Source organism: Phaeovulum veldkampii DSM 11550, assembly GCF_003034995.1.
In the GTDB taxonomy this organism is placed as follows: Bacteria; Pseudomonadota; Alphaproteobacteria; order Rhodobacterales; family Rhodobacteraceae; genus Phaeovulum; species Phaeovulum veldkampii.
On record NZ_PZKF01000003.1, the window covers coordinates 101,394 to 124,892 of the forward strand.

At 66.9% G+C, this 23,499-nt stretch carries 28 protein-coding genes; 15 read left to right on the forward strand and 13 right to left on the reverse strand.

Features of this window, described 5'->3' with window-relative positions:
- Window positions 1–3: 3 nt before the first annotated feature.
- Window positions 4–1,062 (reverse strand): type 2 periplasmic-binding domain-containing protein, encoded by a 1,059-nt coding sequence (locus tag C5F46_RS02120; RefSeq protein WP_107323712.1) that lies wholly within the window; start codon window positions 1,060–1,062, stop codon window positions 4–6.
- Between the two features lie 266 nt (window positions 1,063–1,328).
- Here C5F46_RS02120 and C5F46_RS02125 point away from each other — a divergent pair, with 266 nt between their 5' ends.
- Together C5F46_RS02125 and C5F46_RS02130 are read left to right on the forward strand one after the other, a co-directional pair.
- Window positions 1,329–2,147 (forward strand): hypothetical protein, encoded by an 819-nt coding sequence (locus C5F46_RS02125; protein WP_107323713.1) that lies wholly within the window; start codon window positions 1,329–1,331, stop codon window positions 2,145–2,147.
- Window positions 2,144–3,334 carry a hypothetical protein gene (locus C5F46_RS02130; RefSeq protein ID WP_107323714.1) on the forward strand — a complete coding sequence of 397 codons (1,191 nt, stop codon included), beginning with the start codon at window positions 2,144–2,146 and terminating at the stop codon, window positions 3,332–3,334. The genes C5F46_RS02125 and C5F46_RS02130 overlap by 4 nt, the downstream gene beginning before the upstream one ends.
- A gap of 90 nt (window positions 3,335–3,424) precedes the next feature.
- On the opposite strand, the gene groL is transcribed toward C5F46_RS02130, so the two are convergent.
- Together groL and groES are read right to left on the reverse strand one after the other, a co-directional pair.
- On the reverse strand, window positions 3,425–5,068 hold the full coding sequence (gene groL / locus C5F46_RS02135; protein ID WP_107323715.1) for a chaperonin GroEL: 1,644 nt from the start codon (window positions 5,066–5,068) through the stop codon (window positions 3,425–3,427).
- A gap of 47 nt (window positions 5,069–5,115) precedes the next feature.
- The gene (groES, locus tag C5F46_RS02140; protein WP_107323716.1) at window positions 5,116–5,403 is read right to left on the reverse strand and encodes a co-chaperone GroES; all 288 of its coding nucleotides are present in this window, start codon (window positions 5,401–5,403) and stop codon (window positions 5,116–5,118) included.
- A 196-nt stretch (window positions 5,404–5,599) separates the two neighbouring features.
- Between groES and C5F46_RS02145 the strand changes: the two genes are divergently transcribed.
- The 7 genes from C5F46_RS02145 (at window position 5,600) to C5F46_RS02175 (ending at window position 11,631) form a co-directional block, all read left to right on the forward strand.
- Window positions 5,600–6,595 (forward strand): TraB/GumN family protein, encoded by a 996-nt coding sequence (locus C5F46_RS02145; RefSeq protein WP_107323717.1) that lies wholly within the window; start codon window positions 5,600–5,602, stop codon window positions 6,593–6,595.
- A gap of 87 nt (window positions 6,596–6,682) precedes the next feature.
- Complete coding sequence (locus C5F46_RS02150; RefSeq protein ID WP_107323756.1) at window positions 6,683–7,600, forward strand: manganese-dependent inorganic pyrophosphatase; 918 nt, start codon at window positions 6,683–6,685, stop codon at window positions 7,598–7,600.
- 57 nt (window positions 7,601–7,657) lie between these two features.
- Window positions 7,658–8,536, forward strand: a complete 879-nt coding sequence (locus tag C5F46_RS02155) for a TIGR01459 family HAD-type hydrolase (RefSeq protein WP_107323718.1) — start codon at window positions 7,658–7,660, stop codon at window positions 8,534–8,536.
- A 144-nt stretch (window positions 8,537–8,680) separates the two neighbouring features.
- A complete protein-coding gene (locus tag C5F46_RS02160) occupies window positions 8,681–9,124 on the forward strand; it encodes a MaoC family dehydratase (protein ID WP_107323757.1) in 444 nt (147 codons plus the stop codon).
- A gap of 41 nt (window positions 9,125–9,165) precedes the next feature.
- A complete protein-coding gene (locus tag C5F46_RS02165; RefSeq protein WP_107323719.1) occupies window positions 9,166–10,092 on the forward strand; it encodes a bifunctional riboflavin kinase/FAD synthetase in 927 nt (308 codons plus the stop codon).
- Between the two features lie 37 nt (window positions 10,093–10,129).
- Window positions 10,130–10,579 carry a YcgN family cysteine cluster protein gene (locus C5F46_RS02170; RefSeq protein WP_107323720.1) on the forward strand — a complete coding sequence of 150 codons (450 nt, stop codon included), beginning with the start codon at window positions 10,130–10,132 and terminating at the stop codon, window positions 10,577–10,579.
- Window positions 10,579–11,631, forward strand: coding sequence for a threonine aldolase family protein (locus C5F46_RS02175; protein ID WP_107323721.1), 1,053 nt, complete (start codon window positions 10,579–10,581; stop codon window positions 11,629–11,631). Before C5F46_RS02170 ends, C5F46_RS02175 begins: the two co-directional genes overlap by 1 nt.
- On the opposite strand, the gene C5F46_RS02180 is transcribed toward C5F46_RS02175, so the two are convergent.
- Together C5F46_RS02180 and C5F46_RS02185 are read right to left on the reverse strand one after the other, a co-directional pair.
- Complete coding sequence (locus C5F46_RS02180) at window positions 11,628–12,431, reverse strand: alpha/beta fold hydrolase (RefSeq protein ID WP_107323722.1); 804 nt, start codon at window positions 12,429–12,431, stop codon at window positions 11,628–11,630. The two genes, C5F46_RS02175 and C5F46_RS02180, sit on opposite strands and share 4 nt — an antisense overlap.
- A complete protein-coding gene (locus C5F46_RS02185; RefSeq protein ID WP_107323723.1) occupies window positions 12,431–13,042 on the reverse strand; it encodes a 2-hydroxychromene-2-carboxylate isomerase in 612 nt (203 codons plus the stop codon). The genes C5F46_RS02180 and C5F46_RS02185 overlap by 1 nt, the downstream gene beginning before the upstream one ends.
- A gap of 112 nt (window positions 13,043–13,154) precedes the next feature.
- Between C5F46_RS02185 and C5F46_RS02190 the strand changes: the two genes are divergently transcribed.
- Window positions 13,155–14,174 (forward strand): ribose-phosphate pyrophosphokinase, encoded by a 1,020-nt coding sequence (locus C5F46_RS02190; RefSeq protein WP_107323724.1) that lies wholly within the window; start codon window positions 13,155–13,157, stop codon window positions 14,172–14,174.
- 29 nt (window positions 14,175–14,203) lie between these two features.
- Here C5F46_RS02190 and C5F46_RS02195 read toward each other — a convergent pair whose 3' ends face one another.
- Genes C5F46_RS02195 through C5F46_RS02205 form a run of 3 tightly spaced genes read right to left on the reverse strand, consistent with a single transcriptional unit; the run spans window position 14,204 to window position 16,036 of the window.
- On the reverse strand, window positions 14,204–15,277 hold the full coding sequence (locus C5F46_RS02195) for a 5-(carboxyamino)imidazole ribonucleotide synthase (protein WP_107323725.1): 1,074 nt from the start codon (window positions 15,275–15,277) through the stop codon (window positions 14,204–14,206).
- Window positions 15,270–15,758 carry a 5-(carboxyamino)imidazole ribonucleotide mutase gene (gene purE / locus C5F46_RS02200; RefSeq protein ID WP_107323726.1) on the reverse strand — a complete coding sequence of 163 codons (489 nt, stop codon included), beginning with the start codon at window positions 15,756–15,758 and terminating at the stop codon, window positions 15,270–15,272. The genes C5F46_RS02195 and purE overlap by 8 nt, the downstream gene beginning before the upstream one ends.
- A gap of 59 nt (window positions 15,759–15,817) precedes the next feature.
- Complete coding sequence (locus C5F46_RS02205; RefSeq protein ID WP_107323727.1) at window positions 15,818–16,036, reverse strand: YdcH family protein; 219 nt, start codon at window positions 16,034–16,036, stop codon at window positions 15,818–15,820.
- Between the two features lie 275 nt (window positions 16,037–16,311).
- On the opposite strand from C5F46_RS02205, the gene C5F46_RS02210 reads away from it, so the two are divergent.
- Window positions 16,312–16,725 (forward strand): Hsp20 family protein, encoded by a 414-nt coding sequence (locus tag C5F46_RS02210; RefSeq protein ID WP_107323728.1) that lies wholly within the window; start codon window positions 16,312–16,314, stop codon window positions 16,723–16,725.
- A 10-nt stretch (window positions 16,726–16,735) separates the two neighbouring features.
- Complete coding sequence (locus tag C5F46_RS02215) at window positions 16,736–16,963, forward strand: DUF1150 family protein (protein WP_107323729.1); 228 nt, start codon at window positions 16,736–16,738, stop codon at window positions 16,961–16,963.
- 33 nt (window positions 16,964–16,996) lie between these two features.
- On the opposite strand, the gene trxB is transcribed toward C5F46_RS02215, so the two are convergent.
- Window positions 16,997–17,938 carry a thioredoxin-disulfide reductase gene (gene trxB / locus C5F46_RS02220; protein ID WP_107323730.1) on the reverse strand — a complete coding sequence of 314 codons (942 nt, stop codon included), beginning with the start codon at window positions 17,936–17,938 and terminating at the stop codon, window positions 16,997–16,999.
- Window positions 17,939–18,104: 166 nt separating this feature from the next.
- Between trxB and C5F46_RS02225 the strand changes: the two genes are divergently transcribed.
- Window positions 18,105–18,605: an Lrp/AsnC family transcriptional regulator gene (locus C5F46_RS02225; RefSeq protein ID WP_107323758.1), complete on the forward strand. Its 501-nt coding sequence runs from the start codon at window positions 18,105–18,107 to the stop codon at window positions 18,603–18,605.
- A 94-nt stretch (window positions 18,606–18,699) separates the two neighbouring features.
- Here the strand turns inward: C5F46_RS02225 and pgeF are convergent, their stop codons facing one another.
- The 3 genes from pgeF to lgt are packed head-to-tail and all read right to left on the reverse strand — an operon-like array spanning window position 18,700 to window position 21,438.
- Window positions 18,700–19,461, reverse strand: coding sequence for a peptidoglycan editing factor PgeF (pgeF, locus tag C5F46_RS02230; RefSeq protein WP_107323731.1), 762 nt, complete (start codon window positions 19,459–19,461; stop codon window positions 18,700–18,702).
- A complete protein-coding gene (locus C5F46_RS02235; protein WP_107323732.1) occupies window positions 19,445–20,551 on the reverse strand; it encodes a class I SAM-dependent methyltransferase in 1,107 nt (368 codons plus the stop codon). The genes pgeF and C5F46_RS02235 overlap by 17 nt, the downstream gene beginning before the upstream one ends.
- On the reverse strand, window positions 20,548–21,438 hold the full coding sequence (gene lgt, locus C5F46_RS02240) for a prolipoprotein diacylglyceryl transferase (protein ID WP_107323733.1): 891 nt from the start codon (window positions 21,436–21,438) through the stop codon (window positions 20,548–20,550). The genes C5F46_RS02235 and lgt overlap by 4 nt, the downstream gene beginning before the upstream one ends.
- 119 nt (window positions 21,439–21,557) lie before the next feature.
- On the opposite strand from lgt, the gene C5F46_RS02245 reads away from it, so the two are divergent.
- A complete protein-coding gene (locus C5F46_RS02245; protein WP_107323734.1) occupies window positions 21,558–21,821 on the forward strand; it encodes an accessory factor UbiK family protein in 264 nt (87 codons plus the stop codon).
- Between the two features lie 51 nt (window positions 21,822–21,872).
- Here the strand turns inward: C5F46_RS02245 and C5F46_RS02250 are convergent, their stop codons facing one another.
- Window positions 21,873–22,241 (reverse strand): DUF6476 family protein, encoded by a 369-nt coding sequence (locus C5F46_RS02250; protein WP_235820057.1) that lies wholly within the window; start codon window positions 22,239–22,241, stop codon window positions 21,873–21,875.
- On the opposite strand from C5F46_RS02250, the gene C5F46_RS02255 reads away from it, so the two are divergent.
- Window positions 22,231–23,268, forward strand: coding sequence for an RluA family pseudouridine synthase (locus C5F46_RS02255; RefSeq protein ID WP_107323735.1), 1,038 nt, complete (start codon window positions 22,231–22,233; stop codon window positions 23,266–23,268). The two genes, C5F46_RS02250 and C5F46_RS02255, sit on opposite strands and share 11 nt — an antisense overlap.
- Window positions 23,269–23,499: the final 231 nt, after the last annotated feature.

A 23,499-nucleotide genomic window follows, 5' to 3' on the forward strand; every position in this document is an offset into this window, starting at 1 on the left:
CGCCTAGCGGCTCTGGCTGGCCAGCAACATCTCCAGCAGCGGGCGCGCGTCAAGGTAGGCAGTCGCGATCCGCGCGACGATCTCGTCGGCTTCGGGGCCGGTGACGGGGGTCACGGGGCGTTTGCGGGCCTCGGCGGCGGCGCGGAAATCGGGGCTTTCGAGGGCGGCAGTCATGGCGGCCTCGAAACAGGCCTTGGTGCGCGGCTCCATCCTTGCGGGCGCAAACAATGTGCGCGGGCCGTTCGCCAGCGCAACCACGATCTCCCCAAGTCTCTGACGCTCGGCGCGTTCGGGCGCCGGCAGGCCGGCGCTGCGCCGTTCGATCATGCCGCCCGGCCCGCCCAGAACGGGCACGTCTGGGGCCGCCGGATGCGGGCTGTCCGCAAGGACCAGCGCCAGATCGAGATCGTTTGTTTCCCGTGCCCGCAGGGCAGTGGTCAGCGAGGCAGACGCCATATCGACCTCGCCGCGCAGGATGGCCGCGGTATTTTCGACCGAGCCGTTATATCCTGCGATGACCTTGCTCTCGATGCCCAGTGCAAGCGAGGCCAGACCGACCGGGATCAGGTTCGATTCGATCATCGAGGCCGCGCTGATCAGCCGGGTGGTTGACGGGTCGGCCAGGTCGATGCCGTGGCGGGCCAGCCAGGTTTCGGGGTCGCTGTGGACGATGCCCAGCACCTCCAGATCGGCCATGGTCATGCCCAGCGTCGCGTCCGACAGAACCGAAGGGATCACGTCGGTCGCGGAATCGAACAGCGCGACCATTTCGCTCGGCGGGGCCTCGTTCACGCGGGCGATGGCGGTTTTGCCGCCGCCACCGGGCAGGTTTGTCACCTGTGCCGTGGCCCCGGTGATTGCGGTCAGCACGGGCGCCAGCGCGCGGGCATAAAGGTCATACCCGCCACCCGCCGCATTGGGCACCACGATGGTCAGCCGCTGACCCTGAAACACCGATGCGCAATCGGTCGGCAGGCTGGGGTCGGCGGCGACCGGTTCCAGGCTCAGCACGGCGGCAAGGGCCGCAAGCGCGGTGTAACGCAGGCAAGACGGTAATTTCATGGCGATCACGCCCCCTCTCGATTTCGTTACCGAACCTTTCCACTCCTGCGCGCTTCCCGCAAGACAAACCCGACCGAGGCGACCCCACACCGCAGCACGGGCCCGGATTGAGCCTGCGGGTAGCTTCTGTTAGTCAGTGGCAGAACACGGCCGCACCAGCCCCTCCCCGATGGGCCGGTCGCGATGAGCCGACCACCGAGCCGCAAGGACACCGGGTTGCCTGCATCGGGGGGCTGTGCCCCGGCCGCAAGGAAGGACACGTCGCCATGGCAGTGATCGGCATCTCGCATGTGGGGGGCGCGGTGCGCGAAACCTATGTCATCAATGCGCTGAGCGCGCTGTGGCGCGCGCGCGGCATCACGGTCGAGACCGGGCCGGGTTTTCCTGCCTCGGCAGACCTGTGCATCTTGCACCACGACCGCACCCGGATCGACCCGGCCGACATCCCGTCAGCGCCCGGCGGGGTGGAGGTGCTGAACCGCGATGTTCTGGACATCTCGAAACGGCTTTATTCGGCGCTGATCCTGTCGCCGGGCGACGATTGGGCCGGGCCGGTCATCATCAAGACCAACCTCAACTGTTTCGGCGGCCCCGAACGCCGCGGTGCGCGCCGCCGCCCGCTGCATGAGGCGCAAAAGCTGTTGGCGCGCTACGACTGGAACCTGGCGCGAAGCCTGCCCAAGGGGGTTTATCCGGTTCTGGCCTCGATCGCGGAGGTGCCGGGCTGGGTCTGGCGGCGCGAGGATCTGCTGGTCGAACGCTTTGTGCCCGAACGCGAGGGCGATCTGTTCGCGCTGCGCGGCTGGTTGTTCTTTGGCGCAGCAAGTTATGGCTACCGGCTGTTTTCGACCGATCCGATGGTCAAGACCGGCACGATGGTCGGGCACGAGTTCTTTGACGAGGTGCCGCCCGAACTGGAGGCTGCGCGCCGCAGCATGGGGTTTGACTTCGGCAAATTCGACTACGTCGTGCATGACGGCCGCGCCATCTTGCTGGATGCCAACAAGACGCCAAGTTTCGCGGGCGATCCGCAATCGCCGCGCCTGCAACGTCTGGCAGATGCCGCGGCCGAGTTTCTGGCATGACGCCGTTGCCCCGCCTTGACCCTGTCGTGGGGGCCGATCTGCTGTTTCCGTCCGACGCAGCCTTTATGGCGCGCAGCGATCTGGAACAGACGCGGCTTCTGGGCTACCGGCCGCTGAACCTTGATGCGGTCACGACCCTTATGCTGGGCCTTCTGGGTGGTTTGCCCAGCGTTCGCCACCGTTCGTGTGCGACCGATGAAATCCTGCGGTTTCTGGCGGATGCCGGTCTGCGGATCGACGAGGATATGCATCTGTTCGACACCGCAGACGAGGCCGAGGCGATTGCCGACCGGCTGATCGGGCAGGGCAGGCGCCTGGTCTGGCCCTATCCGCTGCGCGCGGGGCGCTTTGCGGAGGCGGCGCATCTGGTCCCACCAGCCCTGTGGCGGCAGTTGAACAGCAAGGAAAACCTGCCCGCGCTCGTGCCCGTGGGGGCATTGGCCGCTCGCCGGGTGATCGCGCTTGCCGATCTGGACGCGGCGCAGCTGCAACCGCCGGTCTATCTGAAAGCCGCGGGCGATGCGGCGACGGGCTGGGGCTATGCGGTGCGCCATGTTGTGCGCGACGCCGACCTGTCTGCCGCGCGCGCCGATTTCGCCGCCCAGGGGATCGACCGCATCCTTGTGGAGGCGGCGGTCGATGTCATCACCTGCTGGTGTGTGAACCTGTCAGTGCTTGATACGGTCGTAACCTGTCTGGGCGCGGCCGAGCAGGTGTTTGCGGCGCCCGCGCGGCAGTCGGGCAGCGTGATCGACCCCGAGGTGGCCTTGCCCGCGGCGGGCATCGCGCTGGCACTGAACGTGGCCGATGCAGCGCGCCGCGCGGGTTTTCGCGGGGTCTGCGGGCTTGACATCGGGCTGGCCCGCGACGGGCGCCTGATCGTCTTTGACCCGAACTTCCGCTTCAATGCCTCGACTGCGCAGGTGGTGCTGCATCCCGCCGCGGTGGCGCGCAGCGGTCTTGGCGTCAGCGCTTCGGTCTCTGCCGCGTCGCCGCGCCCGATGGCCGAGGTGATCGCCCGGATCACCGCCCCGGTGGCCGAAGGTTGGTTCGTGCCGACCCGCCTGCTGGATGCAGCGCTGTTGCCGGCCGCCAATGGGGCAAGCCTGTGCACCGGTTTCGTGATGGGCCGGACCCGCGCCGAGGCACAGGCCCGCGCCAGCGATTTTGCGGCGCGGCTGGCCTGAACGGGGCCGGGCCGCATCAGCGCCGCGCGGCCCAGACGCAAAAGGGCGCCCCGCGGGGCGCCCTTCGCGTTCCTCAGGCGGAACGGGTGATTACATCATCCCGTCCATGCCGCCCATGCCACCCATGCCGCCGCCCGCCGGGGCGCCTTTGGGTTCGGGCTTTTCGGCCACCATCGCCTCGGTGGTGATCAGCAGGCCCGCGATCGAGGCCGCATCTTCCAGCGCGGTGCGGGTGACTTTGGCCGGGTCGATCACGCCGAACTTGAACATGTCGCCATATTCTTCGGTCTGCGCGTTGAAGCCGAAGGCCAGATCCGAGGATTCGCGGACCTTGCCCGCCACCACGGCGCCGTCGACGCCGGCGTTTTCCGCGATCTGGCGCAGCGGCGCTTCCAGCGCGCGGCGCACGATGGCGATCCCGGCGTTCTGGTCCGAGTTCGCGCCCGTCAGGCCGTCAAGCCCCTTGGCCGCCTGAACCAGCGCCACACCGCCGCCCACGACGATGCCTTCCTGAACCGCCGCACGGGTCGCGTTCAGCGCGTCGTCAACGCGGTCCTTGCGCTCTTTCACTTCGACCTCGGTCATGCCGCCAACGCGGATCACCGCAACGCCGCCGGCCAGTTTGGCCACGCGCTCTTGCAGTTTTTCCTTGTCGTAATCCGAGGTGGTTTCCTCGATCTGGGTGCGGATCTGGGCCACGCGGGCTTCGATTTCCGCTTTCTCGCCAGCGCCGTCAACGATGGTGGTGTTGTCTTTGCTGATCGAGATTTTCTTGGCGCGGCCCAGCATGTCGAGGGTCACGTTTTCCAGCTTCATGCCCAGATCTTCCGAGATCACCTGACCGCCGGTCAGGATCGCGATATCTTGCAGCATCGCTTTGCGGCGATCGCCAAAGCCCGGCGCCTTGACGGCAGCGATCTTGAGGCCGCCGCGCAGCTTGTTCACGACCAGCGTGGCCAGCGCCTCGCCTTCCACGTCCTCGGCCACGATCAGCAGCGGCTTGCCCGACTGGATCACGGTTTCCAGCAGCGGAACCATCGGCTGCAGCGAGCCGAGTTTCTTTTCGTGCAGCAGGATCAGGCAGTCTTCCAGATCCGCGATCATCTTGTCGGGGTTGGTCACGAAATAGGGCGACAGGTAGCCGCGGTCGAACTGCATCCCTTCGACGACTTCAACCTCGGTTTCCATGCCCTTGTTTTCTTCGACGGTGATCACACCCTCGTTGCCGACTTTCTGCATGGCATGGGCGATCTGCTGGCCGATGAAGGCCTCGCCGTTGGCCGAAATGGTGCCGACCTGGGCCACTTCGTCGCTGTCCTTCACCGGGCGCGAGGCAGCCTTGATCGATTCCACGACCTTGGTGGTGGCCAGGTCGATGCCGCGTTTCAGGTCCATCGGGTTCATGCCTGCGGCAACCGCCTTCAGGCCTTCCTTGATGATGGCCTGCGCCAGAACGGTGGCGGTGGTGGTGCCATCGCCCGCTTCGTCATTGGTGCGCGAGGCGACTTCTTTCACCATCTGCGCGCCCATGTTCTCGAACTTGTCGGAAAGCTCGATTTCCTTGGCGACCGACACACCGTCCTTGGTGATGCGCGGCGAGCCGAAGGATTTTTCGATCACGACATTGCGGCCTTTCGGGCCCAGCGTGACCTTGACCGCATCGGCCAGAATGTTGACGCCGCGCAGCATGCGGTCGCGAGCGTCGGTGGAAAACTTGACTTCCTTGGCAGCCATTGGATGTGCTCCTGCTGTCTGAATTTCGTTGGGTTCGGTCAGCGATCTCAGGCGATGATGCCGAGAATGTCGCTTTCCTTCATGATGAGCAGTTCTTCACCATCGACGGTGACTTCGGTGCCCGACCATTTGCCGAAGAGCACGCGGTCGCCGGTTTTCACCGACATCGCGATCAGCTCGCCCGAATCCTTGCGGGCGCCTTCGCCCACGGCGACGATTTCGCCTTCGGCCGGTTTCTCCTTGGCGTTGTCGGGGATGATCAGGCCGCCCTTGGTCTTTTCTTCGCCCTGGACGCGGCGGACCAGCACGCGGTCATGCAGCGGTTTGAAAGCCATCTCGTGAACTCCCTTGGTTCCGGTTATGGATTACTGGCACTCGCACTGGCAGAGTGCCAACGACGCTTGAGTTAAGCGCCTGCCCCCGACCTGTCAACACCGCGGCGCGCGAAAATTTGCGCACGCCAGGGGGTGGGCGGCCTTGGCCCGCCGCGGCGGGCGTGGCAGGGTTGGGCAAATTCCGGAAGGATGGGAAATGTTGAAGTCTCTGGTGCTGTTGGTCGGGCTGGTTGTCGGGGGGGCGGGCGGCGCCCAGGCTGAATGTGTGGGGCGCAACCTGATCGCCGATCTGCCGGCCCCGGTGCAGGCTGATCTGTCGGTGCGCGCGGCTGCGGCGCCCTATGCCTCGGGGCTGTTGTGGCAGGCACAGCGCGGCGATCAGGTGCTGACGCTGATCGGCACCTATCATTTCGACGATGCGCGCCACGTCCCGATCCTGGCGCGGCTTGACCCGCTGCTGGCCGAGGCGCGGCTGCTGCTGGTCGAGGGTGGCCCCGCTGAAGAGGCCGCGCTGAAGGCTGCGATCAGCCGCGACCCGGCGCTGATGTTCACCACCACCGGCCCAACCCTGCCCGAACGGATGGACGAGGGCGACTGGCAACGGCTGGCTGCGGCGATGGACGAACGCGGCGTTCCGCCGTTTCTGGCGGCCAAGTTTCAGCCCTGGTATGCGGCGGCCACGCTGGCGCTGTCGCCCTGCGCCATGGCCGAGCTGGCGGCGGGCGCCAAGGGGCTGGATGGCCAGGTGATCGCCCGCGCGGAGGCGGTGGGCCTGCCCGTCCGCGCGCTGGAGCCTTATGACACCGTGCTGCGCCTGTTCGAAGGGCTGACCGACGCCGAGGAAATCGACCTGATCCTTGCCAGCCTGCCGATCGCCGCCCATGCCGACGATTACACCGCTACTTTGGCCGATGCCTATTTTGCCGAAGATATCTGGCTGATCTGGGAATTTACCCGCGCCGATGCGCTGGCCAATTCGGGCATGACGCCCGAGCAGGTCGCGGCGCAATTCGCGCTGAGCGAAGAGTTGTTGATGACCCGCCGCAACCGCGCGTGGATGGCGGTGATCCTGCCCGCGCTGGAGCAGGGGCCGGTCGTGCTGGCCGCGGGTGCGCTGCATCTGCCGGGCGAAACCGGCCTTTTGCGCCTGCTGGAGGCCGAGGGATTTGCGATCCGCCGCCTGCCGCTATGAGCGCGCGCCGCTGCGCTGCTCTGTCGTGACAATGCCATGGCCAGCGCCTATAACGCGCCCCGAATGACCCGTTTTGAAGGCAATCCCATGATCAAGGTTTTCGGCCACAAGGCCCCCGATACCGATTCCACCGGCTCGCCCATCATCTGGGCCTGGTATCTGACCGAGGTGAAAGGCACCCCTGCCAAGCCCGTGCTGCTGGGTGAACCGAACACCGAGGCGGCCTTTGTGCTGCGCCACTGGGGGCTGGACCAGCCCGAGATCATCGCCGATGTGGCAGCCGACGACACCTGCGTCATCGTCGATACCAACAACCCCGCCGAACTGCCCGCCTCGATCAACGCGGCAACTGTGGTGGGCATCATCGACCATCACCTGCTGGCGGGTGGCATCAAGACGCGCGCGCCGATCGACATCACCATCCGCCCGCTGGCCTGCACCGCCACGATCATGCACGACCTGATCGGCGCCGATCTGGCCCGCGCCCCCCGCGCGATCAAGGGTGCGATGCTGTCTTGCATCCTGTCGGACACGCTGGAATTCCGCAGCCCCACCACCACCGCCCATGACCGCGCCGTGGCCGAAAGCCTGGCCGCCGATCTGGGTGTGTCGATTGCCGAGCACGCGGCGGCGCTGTTCGAGGCCAAATCCGACGTTTCGGCCCATTCCGAGGCGGCGCTGCTGCGGATGGACAGCAAGGAATACGAGGTTGCGGGCAAGCAGTTGCGCGTCTCGGTGCTGGAAACCACCGCGCCCAAGGTGCTGCTGGATCGCAAGGCGGCGCTGATGGCGGCGATGCCTGCGGTGGCGGCCGAAGACGGCGCCGATCAGGTGCTGCTGTTCATCGTCGATATCCTGAACGAGGAAGCCACGCTTCTGGTGCCCAACGATCTGGTGAAATCCATCGCCGAGGCGTCATTTGCCTGCAAGGTCGCGGGCGACACCGTGGTTCTGCCCGGCATCCTGAGCCGGAAAAAGCAGATCATCCCGGCGCTGAAACTGTGATCCGTCAGGGCAGGGGGCCTGCGCCTCTTGCCCGCCCAGCCCCTGAAAGGCCCCTCAATGACCCGCATCATCGGCGCATTGTCCGAAATCTCTGACCGGTATCAGGCTGTTTATTGTGACATCTGGGGCTGCCTGCACAACGGCGTGACCCCGTTCCCCGAGGCAGTCGCGGCCTTGCAGGCGTTTCGGGGCAAGGGTGGCAAGGTGCTGCTTTTGACCAACGCCCCGCGCCCGGCGGGGGCGGTGGCGGCCACGCTGGATGCGATGGGCGTGCCGCGCGATGCCTGGGACGTGATCGTCACCTCGGGCGATGCCGCGCAAGAGGCGATGCTGTCGGGCGCGGTGGGCCGCCGCGTCTGGCACATCGGGCCCGACAAGGACGAGGGATTTTTCCGCGACATTCCCGCCGAATTCGCCAAGGCCGCGCCCATCGAACGGGTGCCCCTGGATCAGGCCGAAGGCATCGTCTGCACCGGCCCCTTTGACGAAATGACCGAGGTTCCCGAGGATTACCGCCCACAGTTCCTGCTGGCGAAAACCCGCGGCCTGCCGATGCTGTGTGCCAACCCCGATGTGGTGGTGGATATGGGCGAAACCCGCATCTACTGCGCGGGTGCGCTGGCGGCGCTGTATGAAGACATGGGCGGCACGGCGCTTTATTTCGGAAAGCCGCATCCGCCGATCTACGATCTGGCCAGCCGCCGTCTGGCTGCCCTTGGCGGCGCCGATCCGGCGCAGATTCTGGCGATTGGCGATGGCATCAATACCGATGTGGCGGGTGCCGTAGCCGAAGACCTGGATATGCTCTTTGTCACCGGGGGGCTGGCCGCTGACCAGTTCGGCCCCGATGTGGATGCGCCTAACCCTGATCTGCTGCGCGCCTGGCTTGCCACACGCCAGCAAGACCCGATCTGGTCGATCGGCCGCCTGCGGTGAGGATTGCGGGCCGAGCCACATCGCTGGCCCGCAACAAAATTGCGCCGCAATGACGCGTCGGGATAAATAGTTGCGCGGGTCTTGCGTGGCTGTCATCAAACCGTTATGCTGCACTGCAACATGATCCGGACGGGATTCTCAATGATGCTTGACAACATGCCGCGCGGAACGATCTGCATCGAAGACCTCGAAATCGGGATGCTGCGCTATCTGCGCAAGGAAATCACCGACCGCGACATCGAACTGTTCGCCGAGGTTTCGACTGACCGCAACCCGGTGCATCTGGACGACGACTACGCCCGCGACACGATCTTTGAGGGTCGCATCGCGCATGGGATGCTGACTGCGGGGCTGATTTCGGCGGTGATCGGCGAACAATTGCCGGGCCATGGCACCGTCTATCTGGGCCAAAGCCTGAAATTCATGGCCCCTGTCCGCCCCGGCGATGTGGTCTATGCCGAGGTGAAAGTGACCGCCATCGATCATTCGCGCCGACGGGTGACCCTTGAAACCCACTGCGCGGTGGGTGATACGGTTGTGTTGAAAGGCGAGGCGCTGGTTCTGGCGCCAAGCCGCAAGTTCGACTGACCCGGCGGGCTGCCCCGCCCAACACCGATTGACGCGGGGACATGCAGACCTTCACCCACTGGCAGGGCCTTGGCCCCGATGCTCGCGGCGCCTCGGTGGCGATGGGCAATTTTGACGGCGTGCATCTGGGCCATGCCTCGGTGATCGCGCGGGCGGGCGGCCACGGCGTGCCCTTGGGCGTGGTCACGTTCGAGCCGCACCCGCGGCAGGTCTTTGCCCCCGATGCTCCGGCCTTCCGGCTGATGAATGCCGAGGCGCGCGCGCACCGGCTGCAAAAACTGGGGGTGGCGCGGCTCTATGAGCTGCCCTTTTGCCCCGAACTGGCCGCGATGGACCCCGAAACCTTCGCCCGCGCCGTGCTGGCCGAGGGGCTGGGGGTCACCCATGTCACCGTCGGCGCCGATTTCCGCTTTGGCCGCGGTCGGGCGGGCAGCGCCGCCGATCTGGTGGCCTTCGGGCAGGCGATGGGCTTTGGCGTGACCATCGCGCCGCTGCTGGAAACCGCCGGGCTTGAGATTTCCTCGACCGCGATCCGGCAGGCCCTGTCCGACGGGCGCCCGCGCGATGCCGCGGCAATGCTGGGCCACTGGCACCGGATCGAGGGCGCTGTGCGCCACGGCGACAAGCGCGGCCGGGATCTGGGCTTTCCCACTGCCAACATGGGCGTCGAGGGGCTGCATCTGCCGCGCCTTGGGGTCTATGCGGTCAAGGTCGATGTGCTGACCGGGCCGTTGGCCGGCACCTATAACGGCGCGGCAAGTCTGGGCGTGCGCCCGATGTTCGGCGAAAACCAGCCCAATCTGGAGGCGCATATCCTTGATTTCGAGGGCGATCTTTACGGTCAGCACCTGTCGGTGGCCTTCATCGACTATCTGCGCCCGGAAATGAAATTCGACGGGTTGCCTGCGTTGATCGGCCAGATGGGCGCCGATTGCGCCCGCGCGCGCGACATTCTGACCGCGCAGTGAGCTTTTCAACCGCCCCGCGTTGCGGCAGGCTCTGGCCATGACCGAAAAGCTTCGCCCCCGCTTCTGGGAACGCCCGCTGGCCCAACTGACCCCCCCGGAATGGGAGGCGTTGTGCGATGGCTGCGGCAAATGCTGCCTGAACAAGATCGAATTCGAAGACACCGGCGAGGTGGCCTTTACCCGGCTGGCCTGCCGGTTGCTGGACAATGAAACCTGCCGCTGCGCGCAATATCCGATCCGCCACCAGTTTGTGCCTGATTGCGTGCGCCTGACCCCCGGCACGATCGGTGCCTGCGCCTACTGGATGCCCGCAACCTGCGCCTACCGGCTGCGGCACGAGGGCAAGCCGCTGTTCGACTGGCATCCGCTGATTTCGGGCGATCCGGACAGCGTTCATGCTGCGGGCCAGTCGGTGCAGGGCTGGACGGTGCCCGAATTCGAGGTGCCCGAGGATGACTGGGAAGACTATATCATCGAGGATCTGTGATGAATTTCGCCTCTGACAACACCGCCCCCGCCGCGCCCGAGGTGATGGCCGCGCTGGTTGCCGCCAACGAAGGCGCCGCAATGCCCTATGGCAACGACCCGGCGACGGCCCGTGTTCAGGCCCGGCTGCGCGAGATTTTCGAGGCGCCCGAGGCTGCGGTCTATCTGGTCGGCACCGGCACCGCGGCCAATGCGCTGTCACTGGCCTGCCTGACCGACCCCTGGGGCGCGGTGTTTTGCCACCGCAACGCCCATATCGAAGAGGATGAATGCGGCGCGCCCGAGTTCTTTACCGGCGGCGCCAAACTGGTGCTGGTTGACGGGGCTCATGGTCGGATGACGCCCGATGCGCTGCTGCGCGCCATCGCCTTTACCGGCCGCGCCGGGGTGCATAACGTGCAGCGCGGCATGGTTTCGATCACCAATTCGACCGAGGCGGGCACGGTCTACAGCCTGAACCAGTTGCACGGCCTGTGCGAGGTCGCCCGCGCCCATGGCCTGCCGGTGCATCTGGATGGCGCGCGCTTTGCCAATGCGCTGGTGTCGTGCGGTGCCACCCCGGCTGAAATGACCTGGAAGGCCGGGGTTGATGCGGTGTCGTTCGGCGCCACCAAGAACGGCTGTGCTGGCGCCGAGGCGGTGATCCTGTTCGACCCGGAAAAGGCGTGGGAGTTCGAGTTGCGCCGCAAGCGGGCGGGGCATCTGCTGTCCAAGCACCGCTACACGGCCGCCCAGATGGAGGCCTATCTGGAGGGCGATCTGTGGCTGCGGCTGGCGCGGCAGGCCAATGCCATGGCCGCGCGGCTGTCGGCGGGGATCGCGGCCTTGCCCGGCGCCGGGCTGACCCACCCGACCGAGGCCAATGCGGTGTTTGCCCATTTCCCCCGCGCCGCGCATCGCCGCGCGCTGGCGTCGGGGGCGGAGTATTATTTCTGGCCCTTCGATCAAAGCCTTGAGGGCGCGGGCGATCAGCCGCTGTCGTGCCGTCTGGTCTGTAGCTGGTCCACCACCGAGGCCGAGGTGGACAGTTTTCTGGCGGCTTTGCGCGGCTAGCTGCGGTCGAGGTTGAGGCCGATCAGGTCAGCCACTTGCGCGACATGGGTCAGCGGCAGCATGTGCCCCGCGCCCGGCACGGTGGCGCGGCCCACATCGGGCAGGCGGTCGGCCAGCGCTTCGGCGACGCGGTGGATGACGGGGGGGCTGTCGGCGCCCAGAATCATCATCACCGGCGCGTCGATCGCCTCCAGCCCGCCATCGCGCAAGATCGTGCCGGGATCGTTGACATTGGCGTGGCCGGCAAGGTCCACCAGCCCGATGCGGGCCACCAGCGCGGCGCGTTGCGCGGGCGCCAGCGCCTCCCAGGGGGTGCCGGTGCCCCAGCGGTCAAGAAAGGCGCGGGCCGCAGCCTCGGGGTCGCGCGCCACCTCGGCGTCAAAGCGCGCATGCGCCGCGGCCTCGTCCTGGCCCTCGGGCGTGTGGCGCACGGCAGCGAACAGGACCGGCTCGATCAGGGTCAGGCTGCGCACGGCCTCGGGGGCCGCCACTGCCAACCGCAGCGCCACGCCCGCGCCAAAGGAATGGCCGATCAGGTCAACCGGCCGGTCGATGAAGCTGGCCGCGATCTGGGTTGCAAGGCGCTGATACTCGATGCCGCAGGCCGGGTCGTAATCGCCGCTCTGGCCGTGGCCGGGCAGGTCGAAGGCGGTCAGCGTCAGCCGGTCGGCCAGCGCGACCCCCAGCCGCGTCCAGGCGCCGCAATGTCCCAGCATGCAATGCACCGCCAGCGCCGGGCGCGGGCCTGTGCCAAAGACCTGCCAGCAGGTCGGATGCCCCGCCCGAACCCCGGACGGCATCACAGGCGGCCCAGATGGGCGTCGAGAAACTCCAGCCGGTCCTGCCCCCAGAACCGTTCGTCGCTGTCGGCCACGATGTAGAACGGCGCGCCAAAGACGCCGCGTTCGACCGCCTCTTCCAGGTTGCGGCCATAGGTCTCGGCGCCGATGAACAGGCCGCTGTCGGCCAGACCGGGGTCAAAGCCGTGGCCTGCCAGCAGATCGCGGACCACCTCATCCTCCGCGATGTTGCGTTCCTCGGCCCAGCAAGCGCGGGCAAAGCCCTGCACCAGCGCGCCCAGATTGCCCTCGGCGCCGCGCGCCTTGGCGGCCTGCGCGGCGATGATCGCATAGCACGACGGCGCGGCATTGGTGGGCCAGAACGCGGGCCGCAGCGTGATCGGCAGGTTCAGATGCTGCGACCAGCGCCGCAATTCCTGTGCGCGGTAGGCCATGCGTGCGGGGTGGCGGTCGGCGGGCGCGGTGCCGCCGGTGCGCGCGAACAGCGCCAGAATATCCAGCGGCCGATAGGTGATGGTCGCACCATGCCGCGCCGCGATTTCCTCCAGCCGCTGGCCCGCCAGATAGACCCAGGGCGAGATCGTTGAAAAAAAGTAGTCGATATGCGGCATTGCAGCCCCCTGTGGCGCGCTTGGGTTTGCGGGCAGGCTAGCCCGGTGCTAAGGCAGGCGCAATCTCGCGAATCCGGCCGCATCGGCCCCTGCCATCCCCGAGGAACACCCCATGGCCGCCATGACCGAACCCAAACTCATTTCCGGCAATGCCAACCGCTCGCTGGCCAATGCCATTGCGCGGCGCATGTCGATGCACCGGGGCATGAGCGTGGGGCTGGTCGATGCCCGGATCGAGCGGTTCAACGATCAGGAAATCTTTGTCGAGGTGTTCGAGAATGTCCGCGGCGAGGACATGTATATCATCCAGCCGACCTCGAACCCGGCCAATGACAACCTGATGGAACTGCTGATCATGACCGACGCGCTGAAACGGTCGTCGGCGGCGCGTATCACGGCCGTCATCCCCTATTTCGGCTACGCCCGGCAGGACCGCCGCGCCAAGGCCCGCACGCCGATTTCGGCCAAGCTGGTGGCAAACCTGCTGACCGAGGCCGGGGTGGACCGGGTTCTGACACTCGATCTGCACGCGGCTCAGATTCAGGGCTTTTTCGATATTCCGGTGGATAACCTTTATGCCGCGCCGGTCTTTGCGCTGGATGTGCAGCACCATTTTGCCGGGCGCCTGGATCAGGTTATGGTGGTGTCGCCCGATGTGGGCGGCGTGGCGCGGGCGCGCGAACTGGCGCAACGGATCAACGCGCCGCTGTCGATCGTGGACAAGCGCCGCGAAAAGCCCGGCGAGATTGCCGAGATGACGGTGATCGGTGACGTTCAGGACAAGATCTGCATCATGGTCGATGACATGATCGACACCGCCGGCACCTTGTGCAAGGCCGCGCAGGTGCTGATGGAATGCGGCGCCAAAGAGGTGCACGCCTATGCCAGTCATGGGGTGATGTCGGGGCCTGCGGTGGACCGGATTTCCAAATCGGTGATGAAAAGCGTGGTCATCACCGATTCGATCGAGCCGGGCGCGGCGGTGAAAGCGGCCTCGAACATTCGCATCGTGCCGACTGCGCCGATGTTCGCCCAGGCGATCCTGAACATCTGGAACGGCACCTCGGTGTCGTCGCTGTTCGACACCGATACGCTCGTGCCGATCTACGAGGGCATGTATTCGCGCCCCTGATGGGGGCAGGGGGCCGCAAGGCCCCCTTTTCATGTCCGCGGCAGAATACGGTTGATGTGGCCCATCTTGCGGCCTGCCTTGGCTTCGGTCTTGCCGTAAAGGTGGATCGCGGTGTTGCCTTCGCGCGCCAGTGTCGGCACCTGCGCCACATCGGCGCCGATCAGGTTCAGCATTTCCACATCCGCATAGCGGCTGCCGTCGCCCAAGGGCCAGCCCGCCACGGCGCGGATGTGCTGTTCAAACTGATCCACCGCGCAGCCCTGTTGTGTCCAGTGGCCCGAGTTGTGCACCCGTGGCGCGATTTCATTCACCAGCAGGCCCGCGGGGGTCACGAACAGCTCCACCCCCATCACGCCGACATAATCCAGCGCGTTCAGGATGCGCGCTGCGATCAGCACCGCATCCGACCGCTGCGCAGAACTGATCCGGGCAGGCACGGTGGTGGTGTGCAGGATGCCCGCGCGATGCACGTTTTCGCCGGGGTCATAGGCGGCAACCTCGCCCGTCAGGCCGCGCGCGGCGATGACCGAGATTTCGCGGCTGAAATCGACAAACCCTTCCAGCACCGCCGGGGCGCCCTGCATTTCGGCCAGTGCCGCGGGGGCATCGGCGGGGGCCATGATCCTGGCCTGGCCCTTGCCGTCATAGCCCAGCCGCGTGGTCTTCAGGATCGCGGGCGCCCCGATCCGGGTCAGGGCTGCATCCAGATCGGCGGCGGTGGTCACGATGGCCCAGGGGGCGGTGGTCAGCCCGATCTCGTTCAGAAAGGCCTTTTCGCTGATCCGGTCCTGGCTGATCGCCAGCGCGTTTCGGTTCGGGCGGATCGGGCGCAGCGCCTCCAGTTGGTCCAGCGCGGCGGTTGGGATGTTTTCGAATTCATAGGTGATGACATCGACCGACGCGGCAAAGGCCGCAAGTGCCGTCGTATCGTCATAGCCTGCCGTCATCACGCGATGAGCGACATCGGCGGCGGGCGGGTTGGCGCCCGGCTCATAGATATGGGTCTTGAGCCCCAGACGGCTGGCCGCGACCGACAGCATCCGGCCCAACTGGCCACCGCCAAGAATGCCGATGGTGGCACCGGGGGCAAGCGGCTCAGTCATCGGCCGGCTCCTCGGGGATCGAGGCCGACAGCGCCGCGCGCCACGCATCCAGCCGGGCCGCAAGCGACGGGTCGTTCAGCGCAAGGATGCCCGCAGCCATCAGTCCGGCATTGGCCGCCCCCGCAGCCCCGATGGCCATGGTGGCCACGGGGTAGCCCTTGGGCATCTGCACGATCGAATAGAGGCTGTCCACGCCCGACAGCGCGCGCGTCTGCACCGGCACGCCGATCACCGGCACCCGCGTTTTCGACGCCATCATGCCGGGCAGATGCGCCGCCCCCCCAGCCCCCGCGATGATCACATGCAGGCCGCGGTCAGCCGCCGCCTTGCCATAGGCCCACAGCCGGTCCGGTGTGCGATGGGCCGAAACGATCCTGGCCTCATAGGCCACGCCCAGTTCATCAAGGATCGTCGCCGCCTCGCGCATCGTGGGCCAGTCGGACTGGCTGCCCATGATGATTCCGACCTTCACATCCATCAAACCGCCCCCTGTTTCGCGCCGCGCACTATAGCCAGCGCGCGGGACGGCGCAATGGCGGCTCAGGCGATGATGTCGGGCGTCAGCAGGTCTTCCAGCCGCGCGATCTGATCCTTCAGCGCCAGCTTGCGCTTTTTCAGCCGCACCAGCGCCAGCGCATCGCCCCGGCCCGACTGGGCCAGCGCGGTGATCGCCTCGTCCAGATCGCGGTGCTCGCGCTTGAGCACCTCCAGCTTCACGCGGAGCACCTCTTCGGGGTTCATCTCGATATGCGCGTTCATGTCAGGCTGTCCTGGACGATGGATCAAGGTCGCGGATAGGGCCACCCGCCGGCCGAGTCGCGGCAGGCAGATACGGGAATATAACAATTTCCGCGCCTTGCAGGAAGTTTTCTTGGGTGCCGTTTCATGGCAGGGGGTGGCTTGCCGCGTCGGGGCTGCGATCAAGGCGGTGATCGGGGGCTTGCGGGGCGGCGGGCGGCGACCCATATCTAAGCCAACGGGGTGCCCGGACCGGGGCTCCGCAACCCGCACGTCGCTTCCAAAGGACTTGCCCGATGACGAAACTGAGCTTTGGCGCCCATCCCTATCTGCTGGGATTTGATCAACTGGAACGGCTGGTCGAACGCACCGCCAGAACCGGAACCGAGGGTTACCCGCCCTATAATATCGAACAATCCGGCCCGGATGCCTTTCGCATCACGCTGGCGGTTGCAGGCTTTGCCGATGCCGATCTGGCGCTGACGATGGAGGACCGGCAACTGGTGATCCGCGGCCGCCAGGCGGAAGACGGGGGCGAGCGTATCTTCCTGCACCGCGGCATCGCGGCGCGGGCCTTTCAGCGCAGCTTTGTGCTGGCCGAGGGGGTCGAGGTCGCGGGCGCGGTGCTGGAAAACGGTCTGCTGCATATCGACCTGAAACGGGCGCTGCCCGAACCTGTGGTGCAGGCAATTCCCATTCGCAAGCGGTAAGGGGGATGCGATGAACACGAAATACGATTTTGGCCCCGAAGCGGGCGAACGTATCGTCTATGTGCGCCCGGTAGCGGTGGCCGACCTGCCGCAAGACGTGCAGGCGCAGGCCGGTGGCCTCAGCACGATCTATGCGCTGCACGAGGCCAATGGCGAACGCATCGCCTTGGTGCGCGACCGCAAGCTGGCCTTTGCGCTGGCCCGTCAGAACGACATGGCGCCTGTCAACGTGCATTGACGGGCGGGGCGGGCCGACGGCGCCGGCCCCGTGTCAGTCCTCGCCCGCCAGAAACCGCTCGGCATCCAGCGCGGCCATGCAGCCCATGCCCGCGCTGGTCACGGCCTGACGATAGACGTGATCGGTCAGATCGCCCGCCGCAAATACCCCCGCAATCGCGGTGCGGGTGCTGCCCGGCTCCACCTTCACATAGCCGCCATTGTGCAATTCCAACTGATCCTTGACCAGTTCCGAGGCGGGTGCATGGCCGATGGCCACGAAAAACCCCTTGCAGGGCACCACCCGCTCGGCGCCGCTGCCCACCTCGCGCAGGCGCACCCCGGTCACGCCCAGCGGTGCCTCGGTGCCCAGAACCTCCTCGACGGTGTGGTTCCACAGGACTTCCACCTTGGGGTTCTTGAACAGCCGCTCTTGCAGGATCTTTTCGGCGCGCAGGCTGTCGCGGCGGTGCACCAGTGTCACCTTGGAGGCGAAATTGGTCAGGAACAGCGCCTCCTCCACGGCCGAATTGCCGCCGCCCGTCACCACGACCTCTTGCCCGCGATAAAAGAACCCGTCGCAGGTGGCGCAGGCCGAAACGCCAAAGCCCTTGAACTTTTCTTCTGACGGCAGCCCCAGCCAGCGTGCCTGTGCGCCGGTGGCAAGGATCACCGCATCGGCGGTGTAGGTGGTGCCGCTGTCGCCGGTGGCGGTGAACGGTCGGCGCGACAGATCAAGGCTCAGGATGATGTCGGAAATCACCTCGGCGCCCATTGCGCGGGCGTGTTCCTCCATCTGGATCATCAAGTCGGGGCCCTGAACCTCGGTCCGGCCCGGCCAGTTTTCGACCTCGGTGGTGATCGTCAACTGCCCGCCCGGCTGCATCCCCTGCACCAGCACCGGCGCCAGCATCGCGCGCGCGGCATAGACCGCAGCGGTATAGCCCGCAGGGCCCGACCCGATGATCAGAACGCGGCTGTGTTTGGTCTCGGCCATGACTGTCTCCTGAATGCGTCGTGCAAGGATATAGCGGCGCGGCGCCCGGCAGAAAACCCCTCGTTGCCTGCGGGGGCGATTGCGCTTGCGCGCCTCGCGGCGAAATATTATTGCGCGATGCGGGCCGTGGCGATACGGTCTGCAAAAAGAAATGCAGGGGGATACCATGGCCGGAGCCAAGCTTGACGAGATCGACCGGAAGATTCTGGCCGAGCTTCAGGCCGATGGCCGGATGACCAATGTCGAACTGGCCAAGCGCGTGGGCATTTCCGCGCCGCCCTGCCTGCGCCGGGTGCGCACGCTGGAAGAGGCAGGTTATATCCGCGGCTACCATGCCGATGTGAACCCGCGCGAACTGGGCTTTGAGGTGCAGGTTTTTGCCATGGTGCGTCTGCACAGCCAGGCCGAAACCGACCTGTCGGCCTTCGAGGCCCGCGCCCGCGCCTGGCCGCTCGTGCGCGAATGCCATATGCTGAACGGCGAGATCGACTTCATCTTGAAATGTGTGGCGCCCGATCTGTCCACCTTCCAGACCTTTTTGACCGAGGGGCTGACTTCGGCCGAAAACGTGGCCAGCGTGAAAACCTCGCTGGTGATCCGCTGCGCCAAGGATGATCCCGGCGTCCCCTTCGAGGTGCTCGAAGCGCGCCTCGCCCGCCTCGCCTGACGCGCCCTTTCGCCTTGGCTGAAATATCCTCGGGGGGAGCCCCGGCTTGCCGGGGCCGGGGGGCAGACAGCCCCCCGCTGCCGCGCGTGCCGCGCTACAGCCGGATCGCCGAAATCAGCCGCCCGTAATCGGCCTCGCCGCGGTGGGTGGTGCGGCGGTAGGAATAGAACCGCTCGGGGTCGGCATAGGTGCAATGGCGCGTCCATTCGGCCTGTGCCACCCCCGCCGCGCGCAGCCGCGCAAGGCCGTATCCCGGCAGGTCGAACATCGGCTTTCCTGCAGGACCGCCGCAGAAGAACCGCTCCGCCGCGGGGTCTTCGGCCACAAACGCCTCCATGAAGGCGTCGCCCACCTCATAGGCGCGCTGCGAGATCGCCGGGCCGATCACCGCCACGATCCGCCTGCGCTTGGCGCCCAGAGCCTCCATCGCAGTGACTGTCGCCTCCAGCACGCCATCACGGGTGCCGCGCCAGCCTGCATGGGCCGCCCCCACCACGCCTGCCGCGCGGTCGGCAAACAGCACCGGCTGGCAATCGGCGGTCAGCACCGTCAGCACGAGGCCAGGCGTGGCCGTCACCAGCGCATCCGCCCGCACTGGCGCGCCCAGCGGGCCGGTTACCGTCACCACATCGGCCGAATGCACCTGATACACGCCCACCAGCGCGCCCACCGCAACCCCCATTGCCTCGGCCACGCGGGCGCGGTTGACCGCGACCGCCTCGCTTTGGTCGCTTGACCCCTGACCGCAGTTCAACCCGGTAAATATCCCCGACGAGGCGCCGCCGCGTCGGGTGAAAAAGCCATGGCGCAGGCCCGCCAGCGCGGGGGCGGTGATGATGTCAAGCGTGGGAGCCATCGTCTGCCTTTCCGTCTTGGGGTGCGAATCCGGGCGGCGGTGCGGCGCCCTCGGGGTGGATCGCCAGCGCCTGGAACAGGTTTCCCATTTCCTGCGGGTGGGTCAAGCGGCGATGGGCGGCGACGTGGCTTTCCAGCGCCGCGCCGCGCAGGCCCGTGGCCAGCCGCTGCGCCCGCGCGGTGATGCCCAGCCGTTCCAGCACCAGGCCCTGCGGCAGCGGTCCCGCCGCCGCGGCACCTGCCGCGCGCGCGGCCTGTGCCAGCGGTTCGAAGTCGACATGGGCGGTCAGATCGGCCGCGCCAGGGGTGGCCAGCGGGTCTTCGGGCCGGTGGCCGCGCAGGGCCTGCAACGTATCGCCCAAGCTGTGCCAGCCGCCATAGTCGATCACCAGCGCCACCCCGCCGTTCCGGGTGATGCGCGCCGCAATGGTCGCCATGACCGCTGCCGCAGCAGGGCAGGTTTCCACCACATCCCCCTCGGCGGTGTCGGCAAGGCGATGCGCCAACGCAGCCAGCGGCGTGGCCGGGGCAAGGCCAAAGGCCAGCTGCCCCGCAGCGTCAAGCCCCACCTGCCGTTCCGCCCAGCCGCTGCCCCGCCGGACGAACTGGCGAATGGGCAGGGCGTCGAAAAACTCGTTCGCCAGAAGGAACAGCGGGCCGTCGGGCAGGCTGTCGATCCGGTCATGCCAGGTGGGCGCCAGAGCCGCCAGCCGGTCGGCCTGCACGGCGCGTAAGCTGGCGGAGGTTTCGACCAGATGCACCTGTGCCGCCTCGGCCATGCCGGGCAGGGCGCGCAACGCGCGCGCCACGTCGGCCATCAGTGTGCCGCGGCCGGGGCCCAGTTCGGCCAGAACGAAGGGCGCGGGGCGGCCCTGATCGGCCCAGACCTGCGCCAGACACAGCCCCAGCATCTCACCGAACATCTGCGAAATCTCGGGCGCGGTGATGAAATCGCCCGCTGCGCCGAACGGGTCGCGGGTGGAATAATAGCCGTGGTCGGGGTGCATCAGGCATTCGGCCATGAATTCAGCCACCGTCATCGGCCCGCTGGCCGCGATCCGCGCCCCAAGAAGACGGCCAAGCGCCGTCATGCAGTGCGTGCCTCGGGCCGCGCCCGCAAGATGAACCACATCCCCAGCGCAATCATCGGCAGCGACAGAAGCTGGCCCATCGAAAGCCCCAGCCCCCCCCAATGCAGCACATGGCCCATCGGATTGTCGGGCGTGATGAACTGTGCATCGGCCTGCCGCACGAATTCGACCGCAAACCGCGCCAGCCCGTAGCCCGCGAGAAACACCCCCAGAATGCGCCCCGGCGCCGCCAGCGCGCCGCGGCGCACCAGCACCCAGATCAGCAGACCCAGCGCCAGCCCCTCCAGCCCCGCCTCATACAGTTGCGAGGGGTGGCGGGCGCAGGCGCCATAGGCCACGCCGGGGCAATCCTGCGCGGCATCACCCGGAAAGATCACGCCCCAGGGCAGGGTCGTGGGGCGGCCCCACAGCTCGGCGTTGATGAAATTGGCCAGTCGCCCGAAGAACAGCCCCACCGGCGCCGCCACCGCCATTGCATCGGCCACGGGCCGCATGGGCAGGCCGTGTCGGCGGCAGAACCACAGCCCCGCCACCAGCACCCCCAGAAACCCGCCATGAAACGACATGCCGCCTTGCCAGACCTTCACGATGTCGAGAGGATGGGCAAGGTAATAGCCCGGCTGATAGAACAGCACGAACCCCAGCCGACCGCCCAGCACCACCCCCAGCACCACCGCCGTAAGCAGGTCTTCGACCAAGGCGGGCGCCATCGGTGCCCGACCGCCCCAAAGCGCGGGCTGCCGCATCAGCCCGGCCACGATCTGCCAGCCGATCACCAGACCTGCGATATAGGCCAGCGCATACCAGCGCAGCGAAAACTCCATCCCCCACAGCGCGATGGTAAAAATTTCGGGGTCGATCTGCGGAAAGGGCAGGGCGGCTTGCATCGGTCACTCCTTCGTTGCGGCTGAAAGAGCGTGGGCGGGGGGCGAAGTCAACCTTGAGGTTTGCGCAGCGCTCGCCCATATAGGCATCACCGCTGCAACATTCGCGCCATGAGGAAGAGATGACCGGTCCCAACAAATTCTTCGACGACATGTCCAAGCTGATGACCAACGCAATGGGCGTGGCGCAGGGTGCGCGCACCGAAGCCGAAACCGCGATGAAAAGCTGGATGGATCGCTGGCTGGCAGACCGCGATTTTGTCACCCGCGAGGAATTCGACGCTGTCCGCGCCATGGCGCAGAAGGCGCGTGAGGAAAACGAGGCACTGAAGGCGCGTCTGGATGCGCTCGAAGAGGCCGCCAAGCCGAAGGCCAAGAAGGTCTGAGGCCCCCCGGCACTGCCCGCCGGGCGGCGCGCGCAGCCGCCCCGATCCGGGTTAGTGTGCCAGCACCCGCTGGCGCAGGTGTCCGTCGGGCGTATAGATCAGCACTTCGCCTGAGGCGGTGACCACAACCAGCAGATCGCGGGCAAAGGTGACGGCCTGAACCTCGGCGCCATCGGGCAGCGTGATCGATGCGGGCAGCGCGGGCAGGGCGCCCGTCTGGCCCCCCGCCGCCACCCCTGCCTGCGGCGCCTGCGCGCCCCCGCCCGGCAGGCGGATGACAAGCAGCGTGACGATCGTTACAAGGCCCACAATCATCGTGGCAGCCAACGCCGTCACCAGTATCTTGAGAAACCGGACCTCGGGCAGCGGCGCATTCTGCGGCTGGGCGGGGTTCGGGTCGGAAGGCATCATGTCGGACATTGCAAACCGCATCCTTCAGGTGACGATCGGGCCGCTGCCGCCCGACCGCCTTGATAAGGCGCTTGCCCGCGAAGTGCCAGAGGCCGAGGCGCTGTCGCGCTCGCGCCTTGCGCGGCTGATCGCCGAGGGCGCGGTCAGCCGCGACGGGCAGCCCGCGAGCGACCTCAAGGCGCGCGTGGCCGAGGGCGAGGTGTATGCCATCGCGCTGGGCCCGGCACGCGAGGTGACAACCGAGGCGCAGGACATTCCGCTGACCGTGGTCTGGGAAGACGATGACCTGATCGTGATCGACAAGCCCGCAGGGCTGGTGGTGCATCCGGCGCCGGGGGCGGTAGACGGCACGCTGGTCAATGCCCTGCTGCACCATTGCGGCGCCAGCCTGTCGGGTGTGGGCGGCGAACGGCGCCCCGGCATTGTGCACCGGATCGACAAGGAAACCTCGGGCCTGCTGGTGGTGGCCAAATCAGACCGGGCGCACCACGGCCTGGCCGCCCAGTTCGAGGCGCATAGTGTTCACCGCCATTACCTTGCGCTGATCCATGGCGTGCCCGATGCTGCCGACCCGCGGCTGCGCGGGGTCAAGGGCGTCAGCTTCGAGCCGGGCGGGGTGATCCGCATCGCCACCCAGTTGGCGCGCCATCGCACCGACCGGCAGCGGCAGGCGGTGACCGCCGACGGCGGGCGCCATGCCGTCACCCGCGCCCGGGTGGTCGAAACCTTTGGCACCCCGCCAGCGGCGGCGCTGCTCGACTGTTGGCTTGAAACCGGCCGCACGCATCAGATTCGCGTCCATATGGCCCATGTCGGGCACGGGCTGATCGGTGACCCGACCTATGGCGGGCGCCGTCGCCTGTCGCACCGTGCGCTGCCCGCCGCCGCTGTCGAGGCCGCCGCAGCCTTTCCGCGGCAGGCGCTGCATGCGGCCACCTTGGGTTTTACCCACCCCGTCACCGGGCAAGACCTGTCCTTCACCTCGGCCCTGCCTGCCGACATGGCGGCACTGATTGGTGCCCTGCGCGGCTCATAACCTGAAGGTCGTCAGTTCAAATCTGACTCCCGCAACCAAAAACAGCAAACATATCAAAGACATGTACAGCGCCCCTCGGGGCGCTTTTTGCTTATGCGCGTTTTACATCAACGCCACATCAACACCACACAAGAAGAACTGCACCAGCACGCATAAGCGGGCAGTGGAATGCAGCGGCCCGCAAAGGTTACGCCGTGACCTTGCGTGCATCGATCCAGCACTGCATCCTCG

Bases quoted from the DNA above. Each gene is read 5' to 3' on its own strand.
- C5F46_RS02120 (WP_107323712.1), bottom strand. From the start codon at position 1,062: ATGAAATTACCGTCTTGCCTGCGTTACACCGCGCTTGCGGCCCTTGCC.
- C5F46_RS02125 (WP_107323713.1), top strand. From the start codon at position 1,329: ATGGCAGTGATCGGCATCTCGCATGTGGGGGGCGCGGTGCGCGAAACC.
- C5F46_RS02130 (WP_107323714.1), top strand. From the start codon at position 2,144: ATGACGCCGTTGCCCCGCCTTGACCCTGTCGTGGGGGCCGATCTGCTG.
- groL (WP_107323715.1), bottom strand. From the start codon at position 5,068: ATGGCTGCCAAGGAAGTCAAGTTTTCCACCGACGCTCGCGACCGCATG.
- groES (WP_107323716.1), bottom strand. From the start codon at position 5,403: ATGGCTTTCAAACCGCTGCATGACCGCGTGCTGGTCCGCCGCGTCCAG.
- C5F46_RS02145 (WP_107323717.1), top strand. From the start codon at position 5,600: ATGTTGAAGTCTCTGGTGCTGTTGGTCGGGCTGGTTGTCGGGGGGGCG.
- C5F46_RS02150 (WP_107323756.1), top strand. From the start codon at position 6,683: ATGATCAAGGTTTTCGGCCACAAGGCCCCCGATACCGATTCCACCGGC.
- C5F46_RS02155 (WP_107323718.1), top strand. From the start codon at position 7,658: ATGACCCGCATCATCGGCGCATTGTCCGAAATCTCTGACCGGTATCAG.
- C5F46_RS02160 (WP_107323757.1), top strand. From the start codon at position 8,681: ATGCTTGACAACATGCCGCGCGGAACGATCTGCATCGAAGACCTCGAA.
- C5F46_RS02165 (WP_107323719.1), top strand. From the start codon at position 9,166: ATGCAGACCTTCACCCACTGGCAGGGCCTTGGCCCCGATGCTCGCGGC.
- C5F46_RS02170 (WP_107323720.1), top strand. From the start codon at position 10,130: ATGACCGAAAAGCTTCGCCCCCGCTTCTGGGAACGCCCGCTGGCCCAA.
- C5F46_RS02175 (WP_107323721.1), top strand. From the start codon at position 10,579: ATGAATTTCGCCTCTGACAACACCGCCCCCGCCGCGCCCGAGGTGATG.
- C5F46_RS02180 (WP_107323722.1), bottom strand. From the start codon at position 12,431: ATGCCGTCCGGGGTTCGGGCGGGGCATCCGACCTGCTGGCAGGTCTTT.
- C5F46_RS02185 (WP_107323723.1), bottom strand. From the start codon at position 13,042: ATGCCGCATATCGACTACTTTTTTTCAACGATCTCGCCCTGGGTCTAT.
- C5F46_RS02190 (WP_107323724.1), top strand. From the start codon at position 13,155: ATGGCCGCCATGACCGAACCCAAACTCATTTCCGGCAATGCCAACCGC.
- C5F46_RS02195 (WP_107323725.1), bottom strand. From the start codon at position 15,277: ATGACTGAGCCGCTTGCCCCCGGTGCCACCATCGGCATTCTTGGCGGT.
- C5F46_RS02205 (WP_107323727.1), bottom strand. From the start codon at position 16,036: ATGAACGCGCATATCGAGATGAACCCCGAAGAGGTGCTCCGCGTGAAG.
- C5F46_RS02210 (WP_107323728.1), top strand. From the start codon at position 16,312: ATGACGAAACTGAGCTTTGGCGCCCATCCCTATCTGCTGGGATTTGAT.
- C5F46_RS02215 (WP_107323729.1), top strand. From the start codon at position 16,736: ATGAACACGAAATACGATTTTGGCCCCGAAGCGGGCGAACGTATCGTC.
- trxB (WP_107323730.1), bottom strand. From the start codon at position 17,938: ATGGCCGAGACCAAACACAGCCGCGTTCTGATCATCGGGTCGGGCCCT.
- C5F46_RS02225 (WP_107323758.1), top strand. From the start codon at position 18,105: ATGGCCGGAGCCAAGCTTGACGAGATCGACCGGAAGATTCTGGCCGAG.
- pgeF (WP_107323731.1), bottom strand. From the start codon at position 19,461: ATGGCTCCCACGCTTGACATCATCACCGCCCCCGCGCTGGCGGGCCTG.
- C5F46_RS02235 (WP_107323732.1), bottom strand. From the start codon at position 20,551: ATGACGGCGCTTGGCCGTCTTCTTGGGGCGCGGATCGCGGCCAGCGGG.
- lgt (WP_107323733.1), bottom strand. From the start codon at position 21,438: ATGCAAGCCGCCCTGCCCTTTCCGCAGATCGACCCCGAAATTTTTACC.
- C5F46_RS02245 (WP_107323734.1), top strand. From the start codon at position 21,558: ATGACCGGTCCCAACAAATTCTTCGACGACATGTCCAAGCTGATGACC.
- C5F46_RS02255 (WP_107323735.1), top strand. From the start codon at position 22,231: ATGTCGGACATTGCAAACCGCATCCTTCAGGTGACGATCGGGCCGCTG.
- C5F46_RS02250 (WP_235820057.1), bottom strand. From the start codon at position 22,241: ATGTCCGACATGATGCCTTCCGACCCGAACCCCGCCCAGCCGCAGAAT.